At 32.5% G+C, this 20,045-nt stretch carries 19 protein-coding genes; 8 read left to right on the top strand and 11 right to left on the bottom strand.

The genetic code is table 11. The annotated features are described in order from the left end of the window. Nucleotides 1–179: 179 nt before the first annotated feature. Nucleotides 180–566: a hypothetical protein gene (locus HNP99_RS08725; RefSeq protein WP_173852981.1), complete on the bottom strand. Its 387-nt coding sequence runs from the start codon at nt 564–566 to the stop codon at nt 180–182. A gap of 255 nt (nt 567–821) precedes the next feature. Then, nucleotides 822–3,455, bottom strand: coding sequence for a valine--tRNA ligase (locus HNP99_RS08720; RefSeq protein ID WP_173852980.1), 2,634 nt, complete (start codon nt 3,453–3,455; stop codon nt 822–824). A gap of 227 nt (nt 3,456–3,682) precedes the next feature. Between HNP99_RS08720 and HNP99_RS08715 the strand changes: the two genes are divergently transcribed. Further along, nucleotides 3,683–4,072: a DUF1573 domain-containing protein gene (locus HNP99_RS08715; RefSeq protein ID WP_173852979.1), complete on the top strand. Its 390-nt coding sequence runs from the start codon at nt 3,683–3,685 to the stop codon at nt 4,070–4,072. A 57-nt stretch (nt 4,073–4,129) separates the two neighbouring features. Here the strand turns inward: HNP99_RS08715 and HNP99_RS08710 are convergent, their stop codons facing one another. Next, nucleotides 4,130–5,458 (bottom strand): PDZ domain-containing protein, encoded by a 1,329-nt coding sequence (locus HNP99_RS08710; RefSeq protein WP_173852978.1) that lies wholly within the window; start codon nt 5,456–5,458, stop codon nt 4,130–4,132. Nucleotides 5,459–5,584: 126 nt separating this feature from the next. On the opposite strand from HNP99_RS08710, the gene HNP99_RS08705 reads away from it, so the two are divergent. The 7 genes from HNP99_RS08705 to HNP99_RS08675 all read left to right on the top strand — a co-directional run bounded on the left by HNP99_RS08705 (nt 5,585) and on the right by HNP99_RS08675 (nt 12,036). Further along, nucleotides 5,585–6,778 (top strand): pyridoxal phosphate-dependent aminotransferase, encoded by a 1,194-nt coding sequence (locus HNP99_RS08705; protein ID WP_173852977.1) that lies wholly within the window; start codon nt 5,585–5,587, stop codon nt 6,776–6,778. Nucleotides 6,779–7,015: 237 nt separating this feature from the next. Then, nucleotides 7,016–7,687 carry a GTP cyclohydrolase I FolE gene (gene folE / locus HNP99_RS08700; RefSeq protein WP_173852976.1) on the top strand — a complete coding sequence of 224 codons (672 nt, stop codon included), beginning with the start codon at nt 7,016–7,018 and terminating at the stop codon, nt 7,685–7,687. 128 nt (nt 7,688–7,815) lie between these two features. Next, nucleotides 7,816–9,294, top strand: coding sequence for a cysteine--tRNA ligase (cysS, locus tag HNP99_RS08695; RefSeq protein WP_173852975.1), 1,479 nt, complete (start codon nt 7,816–7,818; stop codon nt 9,292–9,294). A gap of 23 nt (nt 9,295–9,317) precedes the next feature. After that, entirely contained in the window at nt 9,318–9,563 is a 246-nt protein-coding gene (yidD, locus tag HNP99_RS08690) for a membrane protein insertion efficiency factor YidD (protein WP_173852974.1), read from the top strand. A gap of 100 nt (nt 9,564–9,663) precedes the next feature. Further along, on the top strand, nt 9,664–10,614 hold the full coding sequence (lgt, locus tag HNP99_RS08685; RefSeq protein ID WP_173852973.1) for a prolipoprotein diacylglyceryl transferase: 951 nt from the start codon (nt 9,664–9,666) through the stop codon (nt 10,612–10,614). Between the two features lie 193 nt (nt 10,615–10,807). After that, the gene (locus tag HNP99_RS08680) at nt 10,808–11,152 is read left to right on the top strand and encodes a hypothetical protein (protein ID WP_173852972.1); all 345 of its coding nucleotides are present in this window, start codon (nt 10,808–10,810) and stop codon (nt 11,150–11,152) included. An 80-nt stretch (nt 11,153–11,232) separates the two neighbouring features. After that, nucleotides 11,233–12,036: an endonuclease/exonuclease/phosphatase family protein gene (locus HNP99_RS08675; protein ID WP_173852971.1), complete on the top strand. Its 804-nt coding sequence runs from the start codon at nt 11,233–11,235 to the stop codon at nt 12,034–12,036. A 36-nt stretch (nt 12,037–12,072) separates the two neighbouring features. Here the strand turns inward: HNP99_RS08675 and HNP99_RS08670 are convergent, their stop codons facing one another. From HNP99_RS08670 to HNP99_RS08635, 8 genes are all read right to left on the bottom strand, one after another. Beyond that, on the bottom strand, nt 12,073–12,984 hold the full coding sequence (locus HNP99_RS08670) for a glutaminase (protein ID WP_173852970.1): 912 nt from the start codon (nt 12,982–12,984) through the stop codon (nt 12,073–12,075). Between the two features lie 26 nt (nt 12,985–13,010). Beyond that, a complete protein-coding gene (locus HNP99_RS08665; RefSeq protein ID WP_173852969.1) occupies nt 13,011–14,273 on the bottom strand; it encodes an asparagine synthetase B in 1,263 nt (420 codons plus the stop codon). A 396-nt stretch (nt 14,274–14,669) separates the two neighbouring features. After that, on the bottom strand, nt 14,670–15,329 hold the full coding sequence (locus HNP99_RS08660) for a response regulator transcription factor (RefSeq protein WP_173852968.1): 660 nt from the start codon (nt 15,327–15,329) through the stop codon (nt 14,670–14,672). A gap of 3 nt (nt 15,330–15,332) precedes the next feature. Beyond that, the gene (locus HNP99_RS08655) at nt 15,333–16,124 is read right to left on the bottom strand and encodes a sensor histidine kinase (protein ID WP_173852967.1); all 792 of its coding nucleotides are present in this window, start codon (nt 16,122–16,124) and stop codon (nt 15,333–15,335) included. Then, complete coding sequence (locus HNP99_RS08650; protein ID WP_254596837.1) at nt 16,102–16,758, bottom strand: hypothetical protein; 657 nt, start codon at nt 16,756–16,758, stop codon at nt 16,102–16,104. The genes HNP99_RS08655 and HNP99_RS08650 overlap by 23 nt, the downstream gene beginning before the upstream one ends. A gap of 9 nt (nt 16,759–16,767) precedes the next feature. Then, a complete protein-coding gene (locus tag HNP99_RS08645) occupies nt 16,768–17,142 on the bottom strand; it encodes a hypothetical protein (protein ID WP_173852966.1) in 375 nt (124 codons plus the stop codon). Nucleotides 17,143–17,295: 153 nt separating this feature from the next. Next, nucleotides 17,296–18,837: a replicative DNA helicase gene (dnaB, locus tag HNP99_RS08640; protein ID WP_173852965.1), complete on the bottom strand. Its 1,542-nt coding sequence runs from the start codon at nt 18,835–18,837 to the stop codon at nt 17,296–17,298. 141 nt (nt 18,838–18,978) lie between these two features. After that, entirely contained in the window at nt 18,979–19,932 is a 954-nt protein-coding gene (locus HNP99_RS08635) for an acetyl-CoA carboxylase carboxyltransferase subunit alpha (protein WP_173852964.1), read from the bottom strand. Between the last annotated feature and the right edge of the window lie 113 nt (nt 19,933–20,045).

The following is a 20,045-nucleotide window of genomic DNA, read 5'->3' as shown; positions in this document are numbered from 1 at the left end:
CTACTGATAAGACTTGAAGATCTAGATCTTCAAGTCTTATCAGTAGGCTTTATTTAAACAAATAAGGAGTGTTGCATTTATCACTTGAATCTAAGAACGATAAAAATTAGACCTAAAAAAATCCGTAATAGTGCATGCATTATTACGGATTTTTGTTTTTTAAAACTATTTAAAAATAACTATTGGTGGGCCAAGCTCATTTCAATATTATTCGCATTAAGTAATGCCTCTAAAATTAAATTTTGTTCTGGCTCGTATTTCTCCACACCACTTTGATACCATTGTGAAATTATATTAATCTGAAAAACAGTGTAACCCTCAGCATCAATATCAAAGCCAAACATACCTGCAATAAGGAAGTCTTCTAAAATTTTTTCAGTGATAATGCGTTGTGGGATTCCGTAACAAATTAAACCATTCATATTTTCGTAATCTAAGCGGCCCGACTTAAAACCGGTTACAAATGCTTTACTTTTTTTACCCTCTAAAGATAAGAGCGGATTAGAACCTATAGCATAACCATCGAAATAGTTTTTACTATAAGTAGAACTAAATAATTTTTTCATGGGGAATTATTGTGGTATTGTTGTGGTATTTCACTAATAAGCAACAAAAGTAATAAACTAATAAATTGAAAGAATACATCTATCGATTAAAGGAATAAAAACCCTATGAAATACATTAGCCTTGTCGTTTATCGGTAAAACCCTGAAATATAGCATTCAAAGCTTGCAAAATTGAGCTTCGTAACCTACATAAAAACAAAAGCCCCATCTTATTTTTCATTAAGATGGGGCTTTGCAATACTATAATTATGGTTATTATTTTAAACCAGCCAAACTTTGCTCTATTGTTTCAATTTTTGCTAAAGCATCGGCTTCTTTTTGTCTTTCGTTTGCCAAAACTTTTTCAGGAGCTCCGTTTACAAATTTCTCGTTAGACAATTTATTTTGAACTGATTTCAAAAATCCTTTTGTATACTCTAATTCTGTTGTCAGTTTTCCAATTTCTTCTTCTACATTTATATTTCCCGTAATTGGAATAAAATATTCATTCGAATTTACACGATATGATAATGCGCCATCCACTTTTTCAGTAACATATTCTAATGCTGTGATGTTACCTAATTTGGTTACAACCGAATCAAAATAAGTTGCTACGTTATCATTATTAATCACTTTTAATTCAATTGCATCTTTAAACGGAATGTTCTTGTCTTTACGAATCGTTCTCACTCCAGAAATCACTTCCATTGTGTTTTCAAAATCGGTAATTAAAGCTGCGTTAAAGGTTTTTAACTCAGGCCAAGTGGAAACGATTAAAGCTTCTTCTTTTGTTCTTGGAGCTAATATTTGCCAAATCTCTTCGGTCAAGAACGGCATAAACGGATGTAATATTCTTAAGTTATTTTCAAGCATTTCTATCGCTTTCGCAAAAGTTACGCTGTCAATAGGCTGTTGGTATGCTGGTTTAATCATTTCAAGGAACCAAGAACAGAAATCATCCCAAACTAATTTGTAAGTTCCCATTAATGCTTCTGAAATTCTATATTTCTCGAAGTTATCTTCAATTTCTAAAAGCGTTTGTTGCAATTTAGCTTCATACCATTCGATCGCTACCTTAGATGATTCTGGTTGCGGAATAGTATCCGAAACTTCCCATCCTTTAATCAATTTAAAAGCATTCCATATTTTATTGGTAAACCCTTTTCCTTGATTACATAATTCTTCGTCAAACATGATGTCATTCCCTGCAGAAGCGCTCAAAAGCAATCCTACACGAACTCCATCAGCACCAAATTTTTCAATTAAATCTAGTGGATCTGGTGAGTTCCCTAATGATTTAGACATTTTACGTCTTTGTTTATCACGAACTAATCCCGTTAAATACACATTGGTAAATGGTTTTTTACCTGTGTATTCAAATCCTGCAATAATCATTCTCGCAACCCAGAAAAATAAAATATCTGGACCCGTAACTAAATCATTCGTAGGGTAATAATATTTAAAATCTTCACTTTCTGGATCCATAATTCCGCCAAAAACCGACATTGGCCACAGCCAAGAAGAAAACCAAGTGTCTAATGCATCGACATCTTGTCTTAAATCTTTTGTTTCAAGTTTAATATTTAAAGTTTTCTCACGTGCTAACTTTAAAGCATCTTCAATATTTTCGGCAACTACAAAATCCTCTTTCCCATCTCCGTAGAAATAAGCAGGAATTTGTTGTCCCCACCATAATTGACGAGAAATATTCCAATCGCGGATATTATTTAACCAGTGTGCATACGTATTATTAAAACGAGCAGGATGCAATTTAATATCTCCATCTACTAAAACTGATTTGATCGCTGGTTTTACTAAATCTTCCATTTTTAAGAACCATTGATCTGATAGTCTTGGTTCGATTACAGCTTTGGTTCTTTCAGAGGTTCCTACTTTATTTAAGTGCGTTTCTGTTTTTGCAAGTGCTCCAATTTTTTCTAATTCTGCAGCAACTTCATCACGAACAACAAAACGATCTTTTCCTTGGTAATGCATACCAAAACTATTCATAGTCGCATCTTCATTGAATATATCAATGATTTCTAAGTTGTGCTTCTCTCCTAGCGTTTTATCATTCATATCGTGAGCTGGAGTCACTTTTAGGCATCCTGTTCCAAATTCGATATCAACATATTCATCTTCGATAATAGGAATCACACGACCACAAATAGGAACAATGGCTTTCTTTCCTTTTAAATGAGCAAAACGTTCGTCATTTGGATTGATACAAATGGCACTATCTCCAAAAATAGTTTCTGGACGCGTTGTTGCTATCGTTAAAAAGTCTTCACTTCCTTCAATTTTGTATTGTATGAAATATAATTTTCCTTGTCTTTCTTCAAAAATAACTTCTTCATCAGATAAAGTTGTTTTCGCTTCGGGATCCCAGTTTACCATTCGGTACCCACGATAAATCAATCCTTTGTTATATAAATCAACAAAAGAGCGAATTACAGAAGCTGACATGTCAGGATCCATCGTAAACTTAGTACGTTCCCAGTCACAAGAAGCTCCCAGTTTTTTTAATTGTTCTAGAATAACGCCACCATATTTGTCAGTCCAGTCATAAGCATGTTTCAAAAACTCCTCACGAGATAAATCTGCTTTATTGATTCCTTCGGCTTTTAATTTAGCCACAACTTTAGCTTCGGTAGCAATAGAGGCGTGATCTGTACCTGGTACCCAACAAGCGTTAAACCCTTTAAGACGAGCTCTTCTAATTAAAACATCTTGAATAGTATTATTCAACATATGCCCCATGTGCAAGACTCCTGTTACGTTAGGTGGAGGAATTACAATAGTATAAGGTGTTCTATGATCTGGCTCTGAGTGGAAATAATTATTTTCCATCCAGTAGGCATACCATTTATCTTCAATAGTCTTAGCGTCAAATTGTGCAGGAATTGTCATTGTATAGTGGATTCGATTAATCATTAAATTGGTGATCAAAGTACTTAATATTTAACTGACACGCAAGCTATTGAAGTGTCATTAAACGTACTTATTGTACTTTGGTCTAATTATTGTAATTCTTATAGGGAACAAAAGTAAATAATTAAGTAGACTATAAAAAGAGAAATAAAAATTTGTGTAGTAATTAAAAGAAACTATATTTACTTTAACAAATACATTTAAAAATGAAAAAAATAGCAACAGTAATAGCAGTCGTATTATTTAGTAGTATTGGGTTTGCACAAAGCGGAGCTAAAATTGAGTTTAAAGATGACAACAATACACTTGACTACGGAACCGTATCAAAAGCCCAAGATAACGGTGTAAGATCATTTGTTTTTACTAATACAGGAAACGCTCCATTAATTATAACAGGAGTACAATCTACTTCTAGCTGTACGATTTTATCAAAACAAAATGACAGTGTATTACCTGGGAAATCAGGCAAGATAGAGGTTAAGTACAATATGGTTCCAGGACCAATTAGAAAAACAATTACGGTAGAGTCTAATGCCATTAACTATCCTGAAGGTAGAATTCCTTTAAAAATTAAAGGGGAAGTTGTAGCCAACTAATCCTTATTAAATAATAACACCAAAGCTTCTTGACATAAAATCAAGAAGCTTTTTTTATTACAGCAAATTTTTTAATTGAAAGCTAAATTTCAATAATTGACTGTTGCGCTCTACTTCTAAACTGATCCACTTTTCCTCTTCTGATTTTAAAAAACGACTTAACTCCTGTAATGAAAAACGGTGTGTGAGTTTCTCATTTATTTTTATCAAAATATCTCCTTCCTGCAAACCGCAAATTTCGGCAGCTGATTTCCTTCTTATGTTGCTAATTACATAGACTGGTTTGAGTTTAAATTTATACTGAAAATCTGTTTTCTTTTCTTGGATTGCAATTTCTTTATATTCAGTAATTTTAGGTTGTAATTTTAGATGAACGGTTTCCTTGACCCATTGCATTCCAATATGCTTAATTTCTACACCACTCTTATTATAGGTAAAAGGTGCACTATAGCTCCTATTCTTTTTTAAAAACAATGCTTCATTTTTATAATCTAAAACAACTGTGAAACGTTTAAAAATTTCTCCACCTACAGACCCTAATCGATCAGGAACCATCTTGACATGTTTGGTAGAAACACTATCAGGGAATGCTGTAATAGGATTTTCAAATTGGAATCCTGCCATTTCAAAAGCTTTTATTTTAGCTCTTTTACCTATAACTTCGCCACTAAAACCTTGACCTAGATAATCTTCAAAGTTTTTTGGAGGCAGCTCAATCGTTGCTAATTTATGTTGAAAAAGCCAAACAGCATCACTATTTCCTATATCTACTAATAGTTTAACGGGGATTTTATAATTTTCTAAAACTACATTACTATATACATATGGCTTAGCACCTTCTATAGTTATAGGCACTTTAGTAAATTTTCTATTTATTCTTTTTCTCCGTTTAGCTGTTTCTTTATAAAAGAATATTTTACGTTTTTGATAATTAATTTCGATGAGATTATTTTTCAAAAATGAGTAGCCTATTATTCCGTTCACAGAAATTCCAACATGCGAGGACAAATTAAAATCCTGATCTAGTATTACATATAAAAGGTGGTTTCTAGAAATCATCCCTTTTGTTTCAAGAAGATTTCCTGTAGATTTTAATCCTTCAATTTTCTCTTTACTTCCTAAACCTACAAGACTTACAGTTTCTTTATTTTTAAGATCAAGTCCTTTTGTGTCTTCTAAACTGAACAAAATAGTTTCTTCGACTCCTGAATCGAGTAAAAAAGTCAATTCGACTCCATTGACCACTAACGGAATAAATACCAGATTATTAATTAATTGAAATGGAATTCCAACTTTATTCACGTCTTTTTTAAATAAAAAACCAGATTGAGCAGTAAGAGTGCCATTGGATAAAAATAAAAAAACAAATAAGATGATTTTCTTCATAAAGGATCATTTTCATAAATTTAGCAAAAATTAGTCTTATTAATTCTTATTTAACACTAAATAGATAGATTACGAATTTTAAGTTCGAAAAAAAAATCGCAAATTTGCAATTCAACAATTAGAAATATGCCAAAGATATCAAACAAAGGTGCTAAAATGCCTGAATCACCAATACGTAAATTAGTACCTTATTCAGAAATTGCTAAGAAAAAAGGAAATAAAGTCTACCATTTAAACATAGGTCAACCGGATATTAAAACTCCTGAAGTTGCCATGGAAGCTGTAAAAAATATTGATATAAAAGTATTAGAATACAGTCACTCAGCTGGTTTTGAAAGCTATAGAAATAAATTATCTGAGTTTTATAAAAAATCAGGATTACCTATCAATCCAGAAGACATTATCGTTTCAACAGGTGGCTCAGAAGCCTTATTGTTTGCAATGGGTAGTACTATGGATCAAGGTGATGAAATCATTATTCCAGAGCCATTTTACGCAAATTACAATGGTTTTTCTACTGCATCTGGTGTAACTGTAGTTCCTGTAATTTCATCAATTGACACAGGTTTTGCATTGCCTCCTATTGCAGATTTTGAAAAATTAATCACTCCAAAAACAAAAGCTATTCTTATTTGTAATCCAGGAAACCCAACCGGTTACTTGTATTCAAAAGAAGAAATGATGCAACTTGCTGAAATCGTAAAAAAACATGATTTGTTTTTGATTGCTGATGAAGTATATAGAGAATTTACTTATGATGGAGATATTCACTATTCTGTAATGAATATCCCTGGACTAGAAGAAAACGCAATCATGATTGATTCGGTTTCAAAAAGGTACAGCATGTGTGGCGCAAGAATAGGTTGTATTGTTTCTAAAAACAAAGAACTTATGGCTACTGCAATGAAATTTGCTCAAGCAAGATTAAGCCCACCTACATTTGCACAAATTGCAAGTGAGGCAGCTCTTGACACACCACAAAGTTATTTTGACGAAGTAATTTCAGAATATAGAGAACGTAGAGATACCCTTATAACTGAACTTAAGAAAATTGAAGGCGTAAAAGTAGCCAACCCAAAAGGAGCTTTCTACTGTATCGCTGAACTTCCTATTGACAATGCAGATCATTTTGCACAATGGCTTTTAGAAAGTTACGATTTTAACGGAGAAACAGTTATGGTAGCGCCTGCAGCTGGTTTTTATTCTACTCCTGGAGTAGGTTTAAACCAAGTAAGAATTGCTTATGTATTAAAGAAAGACGATTTGATCAAAGCAGTACGAATCTTAAAAGAAGCCATTACTACCTATAACGCAAGATAAAAAAGACTTAGTTTACTTTTATAAATACAAGTTTACTAAAGCTATTTTTAATATCATAAAAGGCAATAACATAATTACTGTTATTGCCTTTCTTACTTTTATCTAACGACCCAAAATGCATGCATTTAATCTGGCTTTAAAAAGAGATCATTAATTAATAAAACCTTTAGAAAATCTTTAGTTTTTATTAATTATCTTTACGCCCTGAAATTATACACAAAATAACAGTAGCTTTTAATGATAAATAAGGAAGAATTACATGATGAAATAGGTGATAATCATATCGCTTCATGTGCAACAAACCCAGTAAGAGACGACGCATTTGACATTACTGACGAGGAAAAAATTGAAAAAATAAAGAAAGACGTTGAAAGCATTCTATTGACTTTAGGAATGGATTTAACTGATGATAGCATGAAAGGCACGCCTAATCGTGTAGCAAAAATGTTTGTTAAAGAGATTTTTGGTGGATTGAATCCTGCTAAAAAGCCCAAAGCATCAACATTTGACAACAATTACAAATACGGAGAGATGTTAGTAGAAAAAAACATCACTTTATATTCTACTTGTGAGCACCATTTATTGCCTATTATTGGTAGAGCACATGTTGCTTATATTTCTAATGGGAGAGTAATTGGTCTTTCAAAAATGAACCGTATTGTTGAATATTACGCTAAGAGACCACAAGTACAAGAGCGTTTAACAATGCAAATAGTTCAAGAACTACAAAATGCATTAGGAACAGAAGATGTTGCTTGTGTAATTGATGCGAAACACCTTTGTGTAAATTCAAGAGGGATTAACGATATTGAAAGCAGTACGGTAACCTCTGAATTTGGTGGTAAATTTAAAGATCCTCAAGCAAGAAGAGAGTTTTTAGATTATATTAAATTAGAAACAAAATTCTAGATTAAATAAATTATTTGATTAATTAAACAATAGCTTAGACCTGAATACAGTGTAAAATCCTTTATATTTTTTCATCAAAAATAAAAAGAATTGAAACAAAATGCAGGAATAGCTACTAAAAAACAAACATGCCTTTATATACAAGTCAAACACTGAAAATATACAATTCTCTTTCGGGAGAAAAAGAAACTTTTGTACCTATCAACGAAGGAAATATTGGAATGTATGTTTGTGGCCCTACGGTTTACAGCAATGTACACTTAGGAAACGTACGAACATTCATGTCATTTGATGTGATTTTCAGGTACCTGTTGCACCTTGAATATAAAGTGCGCTATGTACGCAATATTACAGATGTAGGCCATATTGTGGATGACGCAGAGGATGGTGAAGATAAAATTGCTAAAAAAGCGCGTTTAGAACAATTAGAACCGATGGAAGTTGTACAACGCTACACCATTGATTTTCATGAAATTTTAAAAGCTTTTAATTTCTTACCTCCCAGTATTGAACCTACTGCAACAGGACATATTATTGAGCAAATTGAAATTATTAAAAAAATCATTGACTCGGGAATAGGTTACGAAGCAAATGGATCTGTCTATTTTGATGTTGTAAAATTCAATAAAACAAATCATTACGGACGTTTGAGCGGAAGAAATATTGAAGACATGTTAGCTAACACCCGCGATCTTGACGGACAATCTGACAAGAGAAACCCGCAAGATTTTGCCTTATGGAAAAAAGCCGAACCGCAACACATCATGCGTTGGCCTTCTCCATGGAGTGATGGTTTTCCAGGGTGGCACTTAGAGTGTACTGCAATGAGTACTAAATACCTAGGAAATCATTTTGATATTCACGGTGGTGGAATGGATTTAAAATTTCCTCATCATGAATGCGAAATTGCTCAAAACGAAGCTTGTACGGGTCAAACACCAGTAAATTACTGGATGCATGCTAACATGCTTACACTAAACGGTAAAAAAATGGCAAAATCTACTGGTAATAACATTTTACCAAGAGAAATCTTGACTGGAGAAAACACAATTCTTAGCAAAGCCTTTTCTGCATCTGTAGCACGTTTTTTCATGTTGCAAGCACATTATCGTAGTATTCTTGATTTTTCTGATGATGCTATTGTAGCTGCCGAAAAAGGATACAAAAGATTAATGGAATCTCTTGACACTCTTAAAACTTTAAACAGTAGCACTAAAAGCTCACTAGATATTGCAAGTTGGAAACAAGCTTGTTACGATGCAATGAATGATGATTTTAATACCCCTATTTTAATAGCACATTTATTTGAAGGGGTTCGTTATATCAACTTGATAAACGACAATAAAGAAACCCTAACTACTGAAGATTTAGCTTCCTTAGCAGCTACGATGCATGCTTTTATATTTGATGTTTTAGGTCTAGAAGATGAAAAAATAGCTGACAGTAGTACTGATAAGTTAGAAGGAACTGTAAACATGCTTATTGGCATGCGTAATCAAGCGCGTGCTGATAAAAACTTTGCTTTGTCTGACCAAATTAGAGATCAATTAATTGCTATAGGAATTCAATTAAAAGATGGTAAAGAAGGTACTACTTTTACGGTATAGTAGTAACTGTAATTAAGAAAACAATGTTGAAAAAAATACTCATATTTCCATTTTTGGTACTGGTTCGTTTTTATCAACTTGTTATATCACCTTTAACACCTGCTGCATGTAGATTTGAACCTACTTGTTCTACTTATATGATTCAAGCTTTGAAAGAACATGGTTTATTTTATGGTGGATTTTTAGGCATAAAAAGAATTGTGAGTTGCAATCCATGGGGAAAAACAGGTTATGATCCTGTTCCTAAAAAGAAATGTACTCATGAGTAAAAATCACAATGTAACTTTGAAAATTAAAGTCAATTTTTAACGTAAATTTCATACCGAAACTCTTGACAAAAAATGTATTTTTACATAAAATAAAAAAATAATGACACACGCTTTAAATATAGTTTGGAACCCATCAGAAGGAATTGATCTTGGTTTTTTTATGATTCGTTTCTACAGTCTTATGTTTGTAATCGCATTTGGATTGGGATGGTATATCATGAAAAACATCTTTGAACGTGAAGGTGAATCTATTGAAAAATTAGACTCTCTTTTTATCTGGACAGTACTTGCTACTTTGTTGGGGGCTCGTTTGGGTCATGTATTTTTTTACGATTGGGAATATTTTCGCAATCATTTAATTGAGATTCTTTTACCAATAAGAGAAGATATAAATGGTCTACTATTTGGCTTCATACCTGGTTGGGAATTCACAGGTTTCCAAGGACTAGCAAGTCATGGCGCAGCTATTTCAATTATCGTAGCCATGTATTATTTTAGTAAAAAAGTACTACACAAGCCACTATTATGGATTTTGGACCGTGTAGTCATCCCAGTAGCTAGTGGTGCAATATTTGTAAGACTAGGGAACTTTTTCAACTCTGAAATCATAGGTAAAGAAACAACCTCACCTTTTGGAATCCGATTTATTCGTGATCAGTTTAGCCCTAGAGATGTAGTAAACGCTACAAAAATGGCTAACCCAAATGATGCTTATAAAGCAATAGTACACGATCCGCAGTTTGCGAGTTATTTAGCGCAAGTTCCAGTTAGACATCCTGCTCAATTATACGAAGCTTTTTGTTATGTATTTGTATTTGCAATTCTGTTCTTCTTATATTGGAAAACAGAGGCAAGACTTAAATCAGGATACTTATTTGGTCTTTTCTTAGTATTGTTATTTACAGTTCGTATGATTGTAGAATCTGTTAAAGAAAGTCAAGGAGGTTTTGAAAGTGATTTAGGTAACATTCTTTCAACAGGACAATGGTTGAGTATTCCTTTTATATTAATTGGACTCTATTTTGTATTCACTGCAAAAAAAACAGCGTAAATTTAACTGCCGCATATTTAAAAAAAAAGCTTGTAAGATCTATTCTTAGAAGCTTTTTTTATTCCCTATAACAAGCTAATAAAATTATTTTCGAAAAAAAAACACCAAAATGAGGTTTCCCGTAAAGTAAATCTTTTTCGGCGTTGTATTTTTGCGAAAAAACAAAATGCAAACCCCAAATATTGCTATAAAAATGATAATCCTACTATTAATATTCACTAATATTAGTTGTGAACACAGGGAGAAAACTAACAATAAACCACCCGAAAAACAAGCATCTACAAAAGAAACTAGCCAAGTTTCGATCGACAGTTTTACAACTCCTAACTCAGTTACCATAACAGGTACTGATGAAAACGGAAACATGGTCCATGGAGAAGGAATTATTGAAGGGAATACTGGTCTTGGAACGCTAATGCAAAAAAATGGAAGAAAAAAAGATATTATTTTTGAACAAATAAACGCAAATAATATTATCGCTACTGATGATGATGGTTTCAAGTACAAACTAAAATTAGTTCTTAAGGTTAAAAAATAATATTAACTTGTTGTTTAACTGTTTTTGGATTTAAAAAGTATTAAGTTGCATACTTCCAAAATTAGCGACCAATACCCACAATGAAACAATACTTTAGCCTTTTATTTTTCTTTTTTTATGTAATACTTTGTGCGCAAACAAAATTACTTTCATGGAATATTGAAAATATTGGTCGTTCAAAATCAGCCGTAGAAATTGAGTTCATTGCAAAAACTATTCGTGATTATGATATAATTGCCATTCAAGAAGTTGTTGCTGGATACGGCGGTTCACAAGCAATTGCGAGACTCGCTGATGAATTGAATAGAAAGGGAAGTAAATGGAATTATGAAATTAGCGAACCCACAACTAGTAGCGCCTATAAAACGGAACGATATGCTTTTCTTTGGAAAACAGCAAAAGTTAAAAAAATAGGCAATGCGTGGCTTGAGCAAAAATACCATTTACAAATTGACAGAGAGCCATTTTACTGCACCTTTGAAAGTGAAGGAAAACAATTTACCGTTGTGAATTTTCATGCAATTACTAAAAATAAACAACCAGAAACTGAAATTAAATATTTTAAATTCCTTCCAGAAGAATACCCTAATTTGAACCTGATTTTTGCGGGTGATTTTAACTGTCCGCAATCGCACTCTGTTTTCAACCCATTAAAAAAAAGTGGCTATTTACCAAGTTTGGTAAACCAAAAAACGTCATTAAAACGTGCTTGTAAAAAAGGAAAATGCTTGGCATCAGAGTACGATAATATTTTTTACAATACTTCTAAAATTAATAAGAAAAACAGCGGTAGCATTCATTTTTACAAAACCTTCCGTTCACTTTTAGAAGCTAGGAAAATTTCAGACCACATTCCTATTTGGCTAGAGTTTAATGTGCGATAGATAAACTTCAATTGTAAATTACATCAAGATAAAAGTCTAAAAAATAGACATTTCTGTTTTTGTTGTCAATAATTCCAAAGCATGCATCCCTAGCTCTGAATTGCCTTTTTTATTTAATTTAGGCGACCATGTTGCTACTACAAAGTTTTTAGGATACAGCGCTACGATTCCTCCGCCTATTCCGCTTTTACCTGGCAGGCCTACTTTATAAGTAAACTCACCTGATTCATCATAAAAACCACAAGTTTGCATAATTGCATTTAATCTTTTTACCTGACTTGTTGTTAAAATTGATTTTCCGTCTCTAGTCTTGCCTTCGTTTGCAAAAAAGAAAAAAGCATTCGCTAGTTCTACACAATTCATTTCAATAGAACACTGATGAAAATAGAAATCTAAGACTTCATCTACATCATTTTCGATATTACCAAAAGACTTTAAAAAATTGCCTAAAGCAGCATTCCTAAATCGTGTGTCTTTCTCTGATTGTGCTACTGAGAGATTAAAATCAATGTTTGGGTTTCCAGAAATCAATCTAATAAATCTTAAAAAATCATCTTTTGGATTTTCTAAACAAGAAACAAGCATATCTGCAATTACGATTGCTCCTGCGTTAATAAATGGGTTTCTTGGAATTCCTTTTTCATATTCAAGTTGTATTAGCGAATTAAATGCAGTTCCCGAAGGTTCAACACCGACTCGCTTCCATATTTTTTCACCTAAAAATGAAAAAGCTAAGGCAACTGTTAAAGCTTTAGAAACACTCTGAATCGAAAATCGCTCCTGACTATCCCCTATTCCAAAATCATCTCCCTCAATAGTGGTTAAATGAATTCCGAATTTATCTGGGTTTATTTTCGCTAGTTCCGGTATGGTATTGGTAACCTGACCTACCGTAGTATAACTTTTTAACTCAAGAGTAATCTCTTCTAATATTTTTAAATAATTCATTGCACTCCTTTGTGTTTAAATCTAGTCTAGGTTTTTTGTTTTTTCTTGCGTGCTGCAGGAAACAAAACGTTGTTCAGGATTAATCGATAGCCTGGTGAATTTGCGTGTAAGTCTAAAACAGTAGGCGAATCACCCACTCTATGCTGAAAATCTTCAGGATCATGGCCACTATAAAAAGTGAACATCCCTTTTCCCTTTTCACCATGAATATAACGCGCTTCTCCATTCAATTCACAGATCCCCATCACTAAAACATTAGACTTAATCAATGCAGGATTAAAAGCTGTAGTTTGCCCCATAAACCCTTTTATAAGCTGTGTATGATTTTGACACAACATACTCGGAATAGGATCCCATTTAGCTGAATATTCCATTAACGTAAAATAATCTTTCTCCATAGGAATTCGTCGGGAATCAGTATCATCAATATCCGAGAACTCGTATTTATCCGGTCTGCGTTCTAAGATAAAATCTTTAAACGCAAAAGAATTGTTGTAATCTAACTTGGCTTGATAGTTAGGATCACTGCTATCGCCATCAAACATAGGCTCGCAAATATCAACACCATCAGCAGCTAAGGCAATATCAAAACTATCCGTTGCAGAACACATTGCAAACATGAATCCGCCCCCAATTACAAAGTCTCGTATTTTTTTGGCTACAGCCCCCTTTTCCTCAGCAACTTTAGCATAATTTAATTTGTGTGCTAGTTCTTCGGCAGCATTTTTTTGTTCTATATACCAAGGTACATTTTTATAAGAACCATAAAATTTACCGTATTGACCTGTAAAATCTTCATGATGTAAATGCAACCAATCGTATAGAACTAGTTGATCACTTAAAACTTCTTCATCATAAATAGCGGTAAAAGGAATTTCAGCGTAAGTTAGAACTAAAGTTACAGCATCATCCCAAGGTTGTTTTCCTTTAGGAGTATAAACTGCAATTTTAGGCACGCGTTCTAAAATAACGGTCTCCATATTTTGCGATGGACTTGCTATTTCATTACTGATTTTCTCTTGTTCGCTGTCTGATAAAATTTCAAAACTTACACCTCGAATTTGGCATTCTTTTCTGATTTCTTCAGCATCAGGAAGCAAAAAAGAACCTCCTCTATAATTTAACAACCAACTCGCTTTATAATTTTTATTCAGACACCAATAGGTAATTCCGTAAGCTTTAAGATGATTTTTTTGAGTAGTTTCATCCATTGGCAACAAAATAAAAGAAGCCTTAACAGTGGCAGAAATCAGAATAAGGAATAAAAAAAGAATTCTTTTAGCAATCATTATTTTTATTTTTTATCAAATATAAAACTAACTTGATACAATCTACTAATTATACCAATACTATTTATAAAACAGATCAATTGTCAATTTGAGCAAAGTTGAGAACCACTATTGCTTTACCACAATATTCGATCCTACACAATTCAGCTTGTAGTATAATAAAATACTGAAATAAACAGCTATAGTAATAAAATCAGGTATTTATACGCTTACACATTTTAAGTTAAAACAATAAATTTGAATATTAATTAACTAAAGTAATAAGAGTATGGAAAATTCTAAAAGTATTTCAGAAACAAGACTTATGAAGTTTATAAAAAAAGGTGGCTTGTGTTTATTAGTAATGACTATCATTTTATATTTTATTTTAGCCATTAAATTTATGATTGCATAAAATCAATCATAAATAAGAATTATTTTATTTTGAATGGCAAAAACCACTAATCCAGCGATATTTTTTGACGTTGTTTTTAGTAATAAGTTATTACGGTGTCCTTCTACTGTTCTTGGGCTTAGGAATAATATTTCGGCTATTTCGGCTGTGGTTTTTTGATCACAAATTAACTGCAGCACCTCATTTTCTCTATTCGTAAGAACAATTTCAAAAGGTCTTTTATTAGCACCATCTAAAACTGTTTCTTTGATGACTTCCATCACGTAATTATTATAATAGAAACCCACGTTATGAACTTCTCGTATCGTTTTTAATAACTCTTGTGGAGTAGCGTTTTTAACTAAATAAGATACTGCTCCTACATCAATCATATTTGCTACAAAAGATTTCGAATCGTAACTTGACAAGGCAATAATTTTAATATTAGGAAAATTAACGTGTATTAACTTAGTTGCTTCAACACCATTTAATAAAGGCATTTTTAAATCAGTAAGAATAATATCAGGATGTTCAGTAGTAGTTTCTAAAAAATCAATCAATTCTTTTCCGTTTGAAGCTTCGTAGACAACTTCAATATCTTCTTCTCTTTCTAGAATAAAGGCAATTCCTTTTCTAAAAAGCACCTCATCATCAACCAATAACACTTTAATATTATTTTTCATAAATTAAAATTTAAAAACAACTTGCACCCCATGGCCCACAGCCGATTCTATTTCAATAGTTCCTTTTAAAACACTAATACGGCTTAAAATATTTTTCATTCCCAATCCATGTTGATTTTTAGCATCTGTAGTATCAAAACCTTTCCCATTATCCTTATAATGACAAACCACATGCCCTTGTTCTTCTTCAAAAAGCAACGAAATTGAAGAGGCTTTACCATGACGCAACGAGTTGTTCATCAATTCTTGTAAAACTCTAAAAACATGTAAATGCTTGTCCTTATCATTAACCGCAAACACCGCTTTATTATGATAATCAACCTGAACTTGCTTGCTGCTAGTAAACTCTGAACACAATTCTTCAATACCAGCATGGAGACCAAATTTATCAAAAACAGCTGGTAATAAATCATGAGCAATACGTCTTGTACTTTCAAGCGCTTTAGCAGTTAAATTTACAATATTTGAAGTGATTTCATTCGTTTCCTGTACTGTTAAATTTGGCGTTTTTAACAAATGACTGTTTAACGAAACAACATTAAGCTTAGAACTAATATCATCATGAAGATCTTGAGCAATGCGTTTACGTTCCTCTTCTTGTGTAGTAATTATAGCATGAAGTTGTTGTTGTTGAAAATGTATCTCTAAATCTTTTTTCTCTAATTCCTTTTTAATAATTTTCTTTCTCGAAAAATAGAAAAACACTACTAATCCAACGGCTAGAATTATAAAAAAAAGAGAGGTGTACAAAATAATTGCAACAATTTCTTTTTCATAGAGTTGGTTTATTTTCATTTTTTAATATTGATTGCTTTATATAAAAACTTTTTTTCCATTCGAACAGTATAAATAGCTGGTAAACGATAATCAAGAGCGCATTTAAAGTCCAAGGCAATAATTGGTATTCTTTACTCAAAAGAGCCGATAAATTACCTACAAAAAAAAGAACTGTACTACTAAATAGATAAAGTAGCATTCCTACTGTACAATAATAAAACACTTTTTTTTCTGTCAATAAATTATATAAATGTACTACAGCTAATATGATAATTAAAAAAGAAGTTAAAAATATTTCGAATAAATTAAATCTAAAAAAAACATTAGGACTTAAAGAGTATTGAACTGCTAAAACAGCTATTCCAATTAATAATATCCAATTTGCCAATAATTTTTGTTTCTTTATTTTAAATAAGCTCTTAAAAAACAAACTCAACATCACAAACTGACCTATAAAATAAAAATGAGATAAAAAAAGATTATCATTATTTAGCATCAAAAGTGTTTTTGATGCTATTTGAATTAAAACTGTGCCTAAAAGATAAACTGTAAAAATTTTAAAGGTTTTTCCTTGATTAGAAAAACCTTTAAAATAGAGTACCGTATTCATTAATAATAAGGCATATCCGATATTAACGAAAAATAAATTCAAAATAGTATTTTAATTTAATGGACTTGTATTATCCGGTTTACAAGGAGGACTTGGTTCCGAAAAATCGTAAACAACTTTTGATGCTGCACCATCAGCTCCCATAACCTCTGATCCAAAAACATCACGATAAATACCTGTAGCTTTATCTAATTCTGATCCTACAAAAATTAATGTTTTTTCTTTTTTATCATTTACTCCCACATAAGCTCTCACTTTAGAGGTACCTAACTTCAAAACCATTTCTAATGTTTCTTTTGGTATCAAATAAGAATCTACTCTTTTTTTAGAACCTTCATCAGAAAAATTATCTCGGTGATTTTTTGTCCAAACTTCTGCAGTTGATAAAGGAATTGCAACATTTTTAGGTGATTTTTCTTCTGCCATTTTTTGCGTTTTATTGGTTAATAGTTAAAAGGTTTGTTAATAGTTGTGCTAAACTACAAATTTTTAGCGTTTCAACACACAAAAAGCAGATATTTACACGGTTAACTATTAATTAAACGTAAAAAAAAGCTTAAATTAATAAGCTTTTTTTTTCTAAAACGGCATATCATCGTCGTCGTCGTCATTTAAATTACTTCCAAAAGCTTCATGTGCAGAAGGAAGACTTTTAGTGATGGCTGAATTATCATCCTGATTCATTGAAGACGGTAAATCATCATAGCCTCCAGTGAAATCCTCAAGATTATCAAACTTACCTAAATGCCCTATAAATTTTAATCTCACGTTTTCAATACTACCATTACGGTGCTTTGCAATCATAATCTCTGCTTGGCCTGCTGTAGGGGAAGCTTCATCATCATCCCATTCATCTATTTTATAATATTCTGGACGGTATAAGAACGATACGATATCGGCATCTTGTTCGATAGCTCCTGATTCACGAAGGTCAGACAGTAACGGTCGTTTACTTGATCCACGTGTCTCTACCGCACGAGATAGCTGGGATAATGCAATAACAGGAACATTCAATTCCTTTGCTAATGCTTTTAAGTTTCGGGAAATTGTAGAGATCTCTTGTTCACGGTTTCCTCCTCCTTTACCGTTCCCACCTGCAGTCATTAATTGCAAGTAATCTACGATGATAATTCTGATTCCGTGTTGTGATACTAATCGTCTTGCTTTAGCTCTTAAATCAAAGATAGAAAGCGATGGCGTATCATCTATAAACAACGGGGCTTTTTCTAAGTTCTTTACTTTAGTACTTAATTGCTCCCATTCGTGTTTTTCTAATTTTCCAGTACGTAATTTTTCAGAAGACAAACCTGTTTCCGACGAAATTAAACGCGTAATTAACTGTACCGATGCCATCTCCAGAGAAAATAATGCGACTGGCATCCCAAAATCAATAGCCATGTTACGCGCCATAGACAATACAAATGCTGTTTTTCCCATTGCAGGTCTCGCTGCAATGATAATTAAATCACTTGGTTGCCATCCTGAAGTAATTTTATCTAATTTTTCAAACCCGGTTGCTACACCACTTAATCCTTCTTGACCAGCAATTTCTTCAATACGTTTCTTTGCTTGCAATACTAAACTTTGTGCCGTTTCTGAACTACGTTTAATATTCCCTTGGGTAACTTCGTATAGTTTTGATTCGGCTTTATCTAATAAATCAAATACATCAGCAGAGTCATCATAAGAATCTTCAATAATTTCTGATGAAATACGAATCAAACTCCTTTGAATAAATTTTTGAAGAATGATACGGGAATGAAACTCAATATGTGCCGATGAGGATATCTTTTGCGTAAGCTGGATTAAATAAAAATCACCACCCGCTAAATCTAATTTTCCGTTTTTCTTTAATTGTGCTGATACCGTCAATAAATCGATTGGCTGTGTCTCTGTAAACAATTGTACAATTGCTTCAAAAATATGCTTGTGTGCGTCTTTATAAAAGGCATCTGGTTGTAGAATATCAATTACATCATCAACCCCTTTTTTATCAATCATCATTGCTCCAAGAACTGCTTCTTCAAGTTCAAGTACTTGTGGTGGCAATTTTCCTTTTTCTAGGCTAATTATTGTTGTTTTATCAACCTTTACGGGGTTTATGTTTTTGAAGTTCTCCATACTGCAAAAGTAACATAAATTTAAAAATTATTTCTTTTGAGTTATTACAAAAAATTGTTTATAAGTGCTTTATTTTTGTTCATAACCCAAAAAAAAATCCGAAACTAAAGAGTTTCGGATTTAAATTTAACTGGTAACATATTATTCTTTGTATTCACCCATTTTACTGTATTTATCCATCCTTTGAGTGATTAATTTCTCTGTTGATAAGTCTTTCAACTCACCGTATGCTTTTAAAACATATTCCTCTACAGCCTTAAATGTGGTAGGTCTATCATAATGAGCACCACCTAATGGCTCAGGAATAATATCATCAATAAGTTTTTGTCTTTTCATATCAGATGAAGTCAATTTCAAAGCTTCAGCGGCTTGCTCTTTGTACTCCCAACTTTTCCATAAAATAGAAGAGCATGACTCTGGTGAAATAACCGAATACCAAGTATTTTCTAGCATATAAACACGGTCACCTACACCTATCCCTAAAGCTCCTCCAGAAGCTCCCTCACCTACAATAATAGTAATGATAGGTACTTTTAATCGTACCATTTCAAAAATATTTCTAGCGATCGCTTCTCCCTGACCACGCTCTTCGGCTTCAAGACCTGGATAAGCACCTGGAGTATCTATCAATGTTAGTACTGGAATACCAAATTTCTCTGCCATTTTCATCAAACGCAAAGCTTTACGATATCCTTCAGGATTTGCCATCCCAAAATTTCTATATTGACGTGTTTTAGTATTGTATCCTTTTTGTTGTCCAACAATCATAAATGACTGTCCGCCTATTTTACCTAAACCACCTATCATAGCTTTATCATCAGCAAAACCTCTATCACCATGAAGCTCTAAGAAAGTTTCTCCACAAAGTGCTTTTATATGATCTAAAGTATAAGGTCTACTAGGGTGTCTTGATAATTGTACACGCTGCCAAGCAGTCAAGTTCTTATAAATATGCTTTTTAGTATCTATAAGTTTCTTATTGATTTGTTTGCAAGTAGTTGAAACATCAACATCTGATTCTTGACCAATAACTTGACACTTTTCTAACTGATCTTCTAGTTCTTTTATTGGAAGCTCAAAATCTAAATATTCCATAGTATTTGTGCGTTTTAGTTGTTTATTTGGACTGCAAATATAAAATATTAAATCATTTACAACCTCTTATTTTTTACTTTAGTACGTGACTATAAAGATACAATCAAAACAAT

Origin of the sequence: Flavobacterium gelidicaeli, from assembly GCF_013294005.1 — a bacterium.
GTDB lineage: Bacteria > Bacteroidota > Bacteroidia > Flavobacteriales > Flavobacteriaceae > Flavobacterium.
The sequence above is the reverse complement of the archived record's forward strand: the minus strand, read 5'-3'. Positions and strand labels throughout refer to the sequence as shown.